This window comes from uncultured Senegalimassilia sp., from assembly GCF_934632265.1.
Lineage (GTDB): Bacteria > Actinomycetota > Coriobacteriia > Coriobacteriales > Eggerthellaceae > Senegalimassilia.
In genome coordinates this window covers 1-7,635 of the sequence record NZ_CAKTYH010000096.1, presented here as the reverse complement: position 1 = coordinate 7,635, position 7,635 = coordinate 1, and the positions used below count along the sequence as shown (strand labels likewise).

Annotated in this window: 8 protein-coding genes, 1 tRNA gene and 1 pseudogene; 9 read left to right on the top strand and 1 reads right to left on the bottom strand. The window is 67.0% G+C overall.

From position 1 onward, the window contains the following. Nucleotides 1-121 precede the first annotated feature (121 nt). Nucleotides 122-196 (bottom strand) — tRNA-Val (locus Q0H50_RS07325). Nucleotides 197-626: 430 nt separating this feature from the next. On the opposite strand from Q0H50_RS07325, the gene cpaB reads away from it, so the two are divergent. The 9 genes and pseudogenes from cpaB to Q0H50_RS07280 all read left to right on the top strand — a co-directional run. Further along, the gene (cpaB, locus tag Q0H50_RS07320; RefSeq protein ID WP_294420948.1) at nt 627-1,280 is read left to right on the top strand and encodes a Flp pilus assembly protein CpaB; all 654 of its coding nucleotides are present in this window, start codon (nt 627-629) and stop codon (nt 1,278-1,280) included. 32 nt (nt 1,281-1,312) lie between these two features. Next, a complete protein-coding gene (locus tag Q0H50_RS07315) occupies nt 1,313-2,842 on the top strand; it encodes a hypothetical protein (protein ID WP_294420946.1) in 1,530 nt (509 codons plus the stop codon). A 2-nt stretch (nt 2,843-2,844) separates the two neighbouring features. Continuing rightward, a complete protein-coding gene (locus Q0H50_RS07310) occupies nt 2,845-4,173 on the top strand; it encodes a CpaF family protein (RefSeq protein ID WP_294420944.1) in 1,329 nt (442 codons plus the stop codon). Continuing rightward, nucleotides 4,134-5,081: a type II secretion system F family protein gene (locus Q0H50_RS07305; protein WP_294420943.1), complete on the top strand. Its 948-nt coding sequence runs from the start codon at nt 4,134-4,136 to the stop codon at nt 5,079-5,081. Before Q0H50_RS07310 ends, Q0H50_RS07305 begins: the two co-directional genes overlap by 40 nt. Continuing rightward, complete coding sequence (locus Q0H50_RS07300; protein ID WP_294420952.1) at nt 5,081-6,004, top strand: type II secretion system F family protein; 924 nt, start codon at nt 5,081-5,083, stop codon at nt 6,002-6,004. Before Q0H50_RS07305 ends, Q0H50_RS07300 begins: the two co-directional genes overlap by 1 nt. 17 nt (nt 6,005-6,021) lie before the next feature. Next, entirely contained in the window at nt 6,022-6,222 is a 201-nt protein-coding gene (locus tag Q0H50_RS07295; protein WP_294420950.1) for a hypothetical protein, read from the top strand. A gap of 10 nt (nt 6,223-6,232) precedes the next feature. Further along, nucleotides 6,233-6,427 carry a TadE/TadG family type IV pilus assembly protein gene (locus tag Q0H50_RS07290; RefSeq protein ID WP_294420941.1) on the top strand — a complete coding sequence of 65 codons (195 nt, stop codon included), beginning with the start codon at nt 6,233-6,235 and terminating at the stop codon, nt 6,425-6,427. Nucleotides 6,428-6,452: 25 nt separating this feature from the next. Then, complete coding sequence (locus Q0H50_RS07285) at nt 6,453-6,962, top strand: TadE family protein (protein ID WP_294420939.1); 510 nt, start codon at nt 6,453-6,455, stop codon at nt 6,960-6,962. Further along, nucleotides 6,959-7,635, top strand: a pseudogene (locus tag Q0H50_RS07280) (hypothetical protein); the annotation flags it as partial. The gene Q0H50_RS07285 and the pseudogene Q0H50_RS07280, both read left to right, overlap by 4 nt.

Sequence of the window (7,635 nt, the reverse complement as noted above, 5' to 3'; positions counted from 1 at the left end):
TTTGACTTGTTCAATAAAAAATGGGCGTTGACCTGCGTCAACGCCCAAAACTGGACACACTTTTTGTCCTATAAGCCTAAAAGAAAAGGTCAGACGAAAAACGTCTGACCTGCAGTTTTAATGGTGGCCGGTACAGGATTTGAACCTGTGACCTTGTGCTTGTAAGGCACCTGCGCTCCCGCTGCGCCAACCGGCCGGTTGAATCCCCTGAATGGGTGACGCTTATTGTCGCATAAGAAACCCGCTTTCGCAAATACTGCACAACCCGTCGATGCCGTTGGGCTTGCCCGAGTTTGTCCTTCGAGTCGGCGGGTTTTTCGCATTCCGGGGGATTTCATTGCTTCATACGGCTTGCATCGCCGTGGAGGTTCGCGAATGCGTAAGGGGCTGTCTGCCACAAGTTTTGTTGAGGCGCGGGAGCCGTGATCGTCGAGGAATCGTCTATTGCGAGGCTTCGCGGTGCGGGATTGCGTGTTTCCGTAAGCGCTTAGGGCGGGCGAGCGGGTTTCGCATGGCCTCGGATCGGACGGGCCTGCAAGGTTCTGGGGACAAGAGACGGCGTTGCCGGCAAGGGTTTCGCAAGATGGCGTTCCCATACTGGATGTTGCGAAGCGAAGGAGGTGCGCATGAGACGGAACAAGACCGCTGCGGCGGGTGCGATATGCGGCGTGCTGTGCGCGTTGTGCGTGCTCGGGTACACCCAGTCGGTGCGCGGCGAGGCGGAGCGCGCCCGCGCCGACGCCCTGGCGCGCTACGGCGGCGATCAGGTGGAGGTGTGTGTGGCGAAACGCGACATAGCCGCAGGTGAAACAGTGGACTCGGGGGCTATCGAGACGCGTTTGTGGGTTGCCGACCTCTTGCCGCCCGAAGCAGTGCGGCAAGCATCGGAGGTTGTGGGATTGAAGGCGTCTTCCACGGTGCTTTCCGGAGAGGTTCTTTCCGCAAGAAGGTTCGGCGCCGCCTCGGCGGCCATAGACGTGCCTGACGGAAAGGTGGCGATCAGCGTGCCCGCCAAGGATGTGCAGGCGGTGGGCGGCGCGGTTGCGGCAGGTTCGTCGGTGGACGTGTACGCCACGGGGAGCGCTGCCACGCAAGCGTTGGCGCGGGGCGTGAGCGTGCTGGCCACCAGCGCCGGAACGGACGATCGGCAGGCATCGGGGTCGGCCTCGAAGGTGACGTGGGTGACGCTTGCCGTCGACCCGAACCAGGTGGAGGAGCTTGTGTCGGCGGCTCAGAAAACCGAGCTGTACCTGACCCTGCCCGGTGCGGATGCGAGGTGAGAGCTGTTTTGAGGCAAACGGAAGGAGAAGGGATGTCCATGCCGTTGGTGGCGCTGTGCGCCGATGAGGAATGCTTCCGGCATCCGGAGCTGTTGGGCCTTGAGGGGGAGAACCTGCTTGCGCAGCAGTGGCTCATGCCGTTCACGTCCGCCGAGCAAGCACGTGCAGCGTTGCGCGACGCCTTGAGCGTGCAGGAGGTGTGGGTTGTTTCCTGTGCGGATGTGGCCCCCATCAACCTTGCGGCGGCGTTGAAACGCGATCGCGCCGATAGACGCGTGTGCATGCTGACGGCGCAGGAATCGGGGTCGCTTCGGTCTAGGACGACCGCGGCGGGCGTGGATGCGTCGTTGACCAGGCAGGCCTTCGTCGAACGATATGCGCAGTGCAAGCAGGCAGCCACGCGGGCGGCTCAGCTGCAGGCGGGAATCGGTTCCGGAGCCGTCTGCACGCCGGCGGGGGAAGCGGCAACGTCGCAGCAGGCGGCGTTCGGTGTTGCGCCCTCGGCCGCTTCCCCGTATGGAACGACCGTGATGCCTGCGGCCGGCTTTCCGGGGGCGCTTGAGCGGGCGGGCGTGCCTGCGGGGGCGATGGCTCCTTCTGCGGGGATGCAGCCGAGTAGTGGATCGCTTGCGCCCGCGAGCGCCCAGACGGCCTTTGCCGCCCCATCGGCCGCGAAGGCCTTGGTGACGTCCGTTTCCCCTTATGGGACGGCATCGGGGTTGGGGATCTCCGGAAGCTCCTCGTCGACCGCAGACTCTCAGCATCCTGCGGCAAAAGGGTTTTTGCTGCCGGTGGTGAGCGGCAGCGGCGGCGCGGGGAAAAGCGCGGTTGTGTTGCTTGCGGCGCATGCTGCCCAAGGGCTGGGCCTGCGCACGCTGCTGCTCGACTTCGACCTGCAGTTCGGCGATATGGCGCAGCTCATGGGCGTGAAAAAGCCCCTGCGCATCGACGAGGTGCTTGCCCGGCCCGAGCGCCTGGCCCAGCTTGCCTGCGAGGGGAAGGTTCCTGCGCTGCTGGCTGCTCCGGAGCATGTGGATGCCGCCGAGGCGGTGGTGGCGCAGGCGCCGGCGCTTCTGGATGCCGTGCGAGAACGCTTCGACGTGATCGTGGCGAACACGGGCGGCGCGTGGGCCGAACAGCATGCGGTGCTGTTGGAGCGCAGCTCGAAGGCGCTGTTCTTGATCGATCAGCGAGCCACCTCGGTGCATGCGGCGCAGCGCGCGCTCGACCTGTGCGCCCGATGCGGCATAGCCGTCAACCCGTTCCTGTTCACGTTGAACGGCTGCGGCAAGGGGGCGCCGCTGTCGTCGATGGACGTATCGTGCGCGTTGAAGGGTGCTCATGTGCATGAGCTGCCCGACGGCGGCGCCGATGTGGAGGAGCTTCTGGCGGCGGGGCTGGTGGGCGACCTGATCGACTCGCGCAACGAGCTGTTCGAAGGCATCGAGGGGCTTATGGCAGAGATATTGCCTGGCGTGTCGGCTGCCGCGGCGTCCTCTCGCGAGGGATCGGGCATGCCCTTCCTGCGCGGAAAGCGCTTGCGCAAACGTAAGAAGGCCTGATCATGACGCTGGCCGAGCGTGCGCAGGCGTTGGGCGCGGGCGGCGGCGAAAGCCATGTGCCCACAGCGACGCTTGCGCGCTTGAAGGAGGACGTGCGCCTGTTCGTGTCGGTGGATGACATAGCGGCGTTGATGGCCTTCGAGCCGGCGCGGGCGCGAAGCGAGCTTTTAGGGGCGTGCCGCCAGGCGTTCGCATTGCCCGTGTGGCAGGGGGCGGACGCCTTGCGCAGATCGCGGCTGTCCGAGCAGCTGATCGACGAGGTGTTCGGCTTCGGCCCTTTGCAGCCGTTGCTGGTCGATCCGACCATCACCGAGATCATGGTGAACGGCCCCGGCGACGTGTTCTTCGAACGGCAGGGGCGCCTTGTGCGCAGCGACCGGGCGTTCTCGAGCCAGGCGCAGCTTCGGGCGCTCATCGATCGCGTGCTCGGGCCGTTGGGCAGGCGCGTGGACGAGTCGTCGCCTATGGTCAACGCCCGCATGCCCGAAGGCCATCGCGTGCACGTGGTCATCCCGCCGCTTGCGCCCGACGGGCCCATCGTCACCATCCGCAAGTTCACGCAGCGCGTGATAACGCTGCAGGAGATGGAGCGCTTCGGCTCGATCGACGGGCATCTACGGCGCTTTCTAGAGTGGGCGGTTCTTGCGCGCAAGAACGTGGTGGTGGCGGGCGGTACGGGCAGCGGCAAGACCACGTTGCTCAACGCGTTGTCGTGCTGCATTCCCGCAGGTGAGCGCATCGTGACCATCGAGGATACGGCCGAGCTGCGCTTTCTCGAGCATCCGCACGTGGTGCGCCTGGAGGCGCGCCCGCGCAATGCCGAGGGGGCGGGCGAGGTGACCATTCGCGAGCTGGTGATCAACGCGCTGCGCATGCGCCCCGACCGCATCGTGGTGGGCGAGTGCCGCGGCGCCGAGGCGGTCGATATGCTCACCGCCATGAACACCGGGCACGACGGGTCGCTCACCACGTTGCACGCCAATTCTCCGCGCGATGTGCTTTCCCGCGTGGTGACCATGGTGCGCTACGGCGTCGATCTGCCCGTGGACGTCATCGAGGCGAACGCGGCGAGCGCGTTCGACGTGGTGGTGCAGACGTCGCGTGCGCTCAGCGGCAGGCGATGCGTGACCCATGTGTCGGAGCTTGTGTGCGACCAAAGGGCGCGAGCCTGTAGCGTGAGGACGTTGTTCGAGCGGCGTTCTCCCGAAGAGGCGGGGTCGTGGCAGGCCCTTCCCGATTGGGTGGACGACCTGCCCGAAACCATCGGGCTTGATGGGGAGGAGGTATTGGAATGGAAGCGTCTGGCGTGTTCGGGACGGCGGCAACCGTAACCGCGTTCTTCGGCGGCGCGCTGTGCGTGCAGGCCGCGTTGCGGCGCACCCGGCGCCGGAGGGCGGGCGAAGGCGGCATCGGGCATCACCTTGCGCGCAACGGCGTGCGCTGCGCCGACGGCGTTGCCCGACGCTTGCTTTCCGTGCCCAAGGTGGCCGCTCTTGCGGGAGATGCCCAGGCGGCGCTGCAGGGGCGCGGGGTGGCTTGCACGCCGCGCAGCCTGTGCTCGCTTGCCGTTGCGGCGGCTGCGGCGATGGCGGTTTGCGTGGGGCTGGTGTCGGCTTCGCCGTTCGCCGGCGTTGCGGTGGCGGTCCTGGCATGTGCCGTGGCAGTGACGCGCATCCATGGCTGGCGCGATCGCCAGGAGGAGGCGTTGCGCGAGGCGGTGCCCGATGCGCTCCATGCCATGGGGTCGTGCTTTCAGGCGGGCTTTTCGCTGCTGCAGACGTTCCAGCAGCTGGCGGGCGAGATAAAGGGCCCGTTGGGAAAGAGGTTCGCCGCCTGCGCGCATCTTCTTGAGACGGGCCATGGCTCGAGCGAGGCCTTAGGGGCGCTGCGCACGGGCGGGAGCAGGTCGGAACTGGCGTTCGTGGCGGTGGCGCTTGACGTGCAGCACCAGGCGGGCGGCAGCATGCGCCCGGTGCTCGAGGCGGCGCGCGAGACGGTGGAGGGAGAGCTGGCGCTACGTCGCGCCTTGCGGGTGCAGACGGCCCAGGCGAGGTTGTCGGCGCGCGTGGTCACGGTGATGCCGTTCGCTCTGGTTGCGGTGTTCTCGCTGGTGAGCAAAGGGTTTCTGGATCCGTTTCTGCAAAGCCCGCTGGGATTGGGCCTGTTGGGCTTGGCGTGCGCGATGGAGGTTGCAGGCGTGTTGGCGGTGCGCCGCATGTTGAACGTGGAGGTGTCGTGATGGCATATGCGGCGGTGCTGCCCGCGATCGCGACGGTTCTAGGCGCGGCGTCGGGCGCGTGCATGGGCTGGGCGGGCGCGCAGTCGGTTCGCCGAGCCCGCGCGGCAAGGGCCCGCGCGCCCGATGGCGCTCGTGCGCAAGGCGGCGTGCAGGCGGGCGCATGCCTTTCGTATCTGGAGAGTTTGAGCAGGCGATTGGCGTTGCGGGTTACTCGCCCGGTGCTGCCAGTCGGCGCATTGCGCGGCGCGCATGCGCGCTTCGAGGAGCAGGTGGGCAAGGCCGGTCTTGGCGGGACGGTGTCGGCCCAGGCGTGTTGCGAGGGCGCGGTGCGCCTTGCCGCGGCGGGGGCCGCGGCGGGGGCGCTGCTGGGCTGCGCGGCGTCGAATGAGCTTGCGGTGCTCGGTTGCGTGGCGGGCGGCATCGCGGGCGCGACTGCGCCCGGGCGTGTCGTTCGCGGCGCCCGGCGCCTGCGTGCCCAGGCGCTCGAGCGCAGCATGTCGGAGATGCTGGAGGTGGTGGCGCTCGGCGTGCGCAGCGGGCTTTCGTTCGACCGCAGCCTGCAGCTGTACACGGGGCATTTCGATGACGGGCTGGCGCGCGAGTGCGCCGCGGCGCAAAGGTCGTGGGAAGCGGGGCTTACGACTCGTCAAGACGCTTTGCGCGCTTTGGCGCAAGGGTATGACAACCCGCTGTTCTCGCGCACGGTGTCGGCCATCATCCGCTCGCTGCGGTTCGGCACGTCGCTTGGCGAGGTGCTGGAGCAGTCGGCGGAGCAGGCACGTGCGGCGCGAAAGGCGCAGGTGGAGGAGCGGGTGGCGAAAGCTCCCGTGAAGATGATGATCCCCACCGGCACGCTGATCTTGCCCGCCATGCTGCTTTTGGTGCTCGGGCCCGTGTTGTTGGAGCTTATGGAAGGGATGTAGGCATGATTCGAACGGTTATGGATGCGTATCGCCGGGCGCTGGCGAAGGCCGCGTGCAAGGTTGCCCGCCTTCGGCGCGGCGAGGACGGGCAGGGAACGACGGAATACGCCATCTTGGTCGGCGTGTTGGTGGTGATAGCCATCATCGCCATAACGGTTTTCCGGCCGAAGCTGCAGGAGCTGTGGGATGCGATCGCCGACGGCATCAACAGTTTGTAGGCGAATCGCGATGCGTGATTGCGCGGGTCAGGCGACGGTCGAGTTCGCGCTGGTCACCGTGGCGTTCCTTTCGGTCGTGCTTGGGATGGGCGCGCTTTGGCGCAGCGTTTCGGCGGGGTCGTTGGTGGAGCACGCGCTGTCGTGCGCATCCCACTGCGTGACGGGGTCGTTGCCCGGGGCGCTGGCGGATGCGGTGCTGTACTAGCTTTCGAGATTGCAAGGAGGCGTGATTGGGCGTTTTGCGCGCAGACGAGCGCGGGCAGGCTACCGTGGAGGCCGCGTTTCTCATCCCGGTCCTGTTCACGGTGCTGTTGCTGTCCGTGCAGCCGGGCATGGTCCTGTACGACCGGATGGTCATGCAGGCGGCGGCAAGCGACGCGTGCAGGCTTGCCGCCGTCAAGACCGATGCCGTGGGCGATTCGTCGCAGGCCGTGGAGGCGTTCGTTCGCCATAGGCTGGGCGCTATCCCGCCCGTCCCTTGCTTTCACGTGCACGAGGGAGGTTGCAGCTGGGAGGTGTTCGTGCAAGGGGATGAGCGCTCCGAGAAGGTGAGCGTGGAGATCGTCGGCAAGGTCGAGCCGCTGCCGTTTTTGGATGCGGGTGCCGTGCTGCTCGGCATGACGGACGGTGATGGGCTGTTGACGGTAAAAGCGCGTTGCGAGCGGGCGACGCAGCCCGATTGGGTTGCGGGCAGCCCGCAGGGGCTTGATCCCAGAGCTTGGATAGGAGCATGGCTATGAGCGTATCGCGCAGGATGGCGCAGGTGTTCGCCCTGCGGGATGAGGACGGGATGACCACGGTCGGCATGGTGGTGTCGCTTCTGCTGGCGTTGTCGATGATCTTCTCGTCGGCTCAGGTGTACCGGATCCAATCCGTGTCATCGCGCGTGCAGTCGGTGGCCGATGCCGGCGCGCTTGCGGCGGGTAACGTGGTCGCGGAGTTCATGGTGGCGGTGCGCGTGTGCGATTCCGTGGCCCTGTCCTTGTCGTTGACCAGCTTGACGTCCACGGGCTTGGGGATCGTCGCGTGCTGCGTTCCCGGCGGCCAGGGCGCAGGCGCCAAGCTGCTCGAAGCCGGCGCCCGCGTGGCCGACGCCCGAGATTCGTTCTCCAGGACCGCTTCCGAGGGATTGACGCGCGTTCAGAAGGCCCTTCCGTTTTTGGCGGCCGCCGGCGCGGCATCGGTGGCGCAGGGAAACGGCTCGAAAGGGTCCGACTACACGGCGCTTGCCCTGTTGGTCCCCGATTCCGCCGAGGATATCCGGGCGCCGCAGGAGGATGACGGCGCCAAGCAGGCCCGCGAAGAGGCGCTTGGCCAGGCCGAGGAGGTCAAGGAGCTGGCACGGCGGGCTGAGGAGGCGGCCTTGCGGGCCCAAGATGCCAAGCAGCGCGCCTTCGAGCATGATTGCGGCGC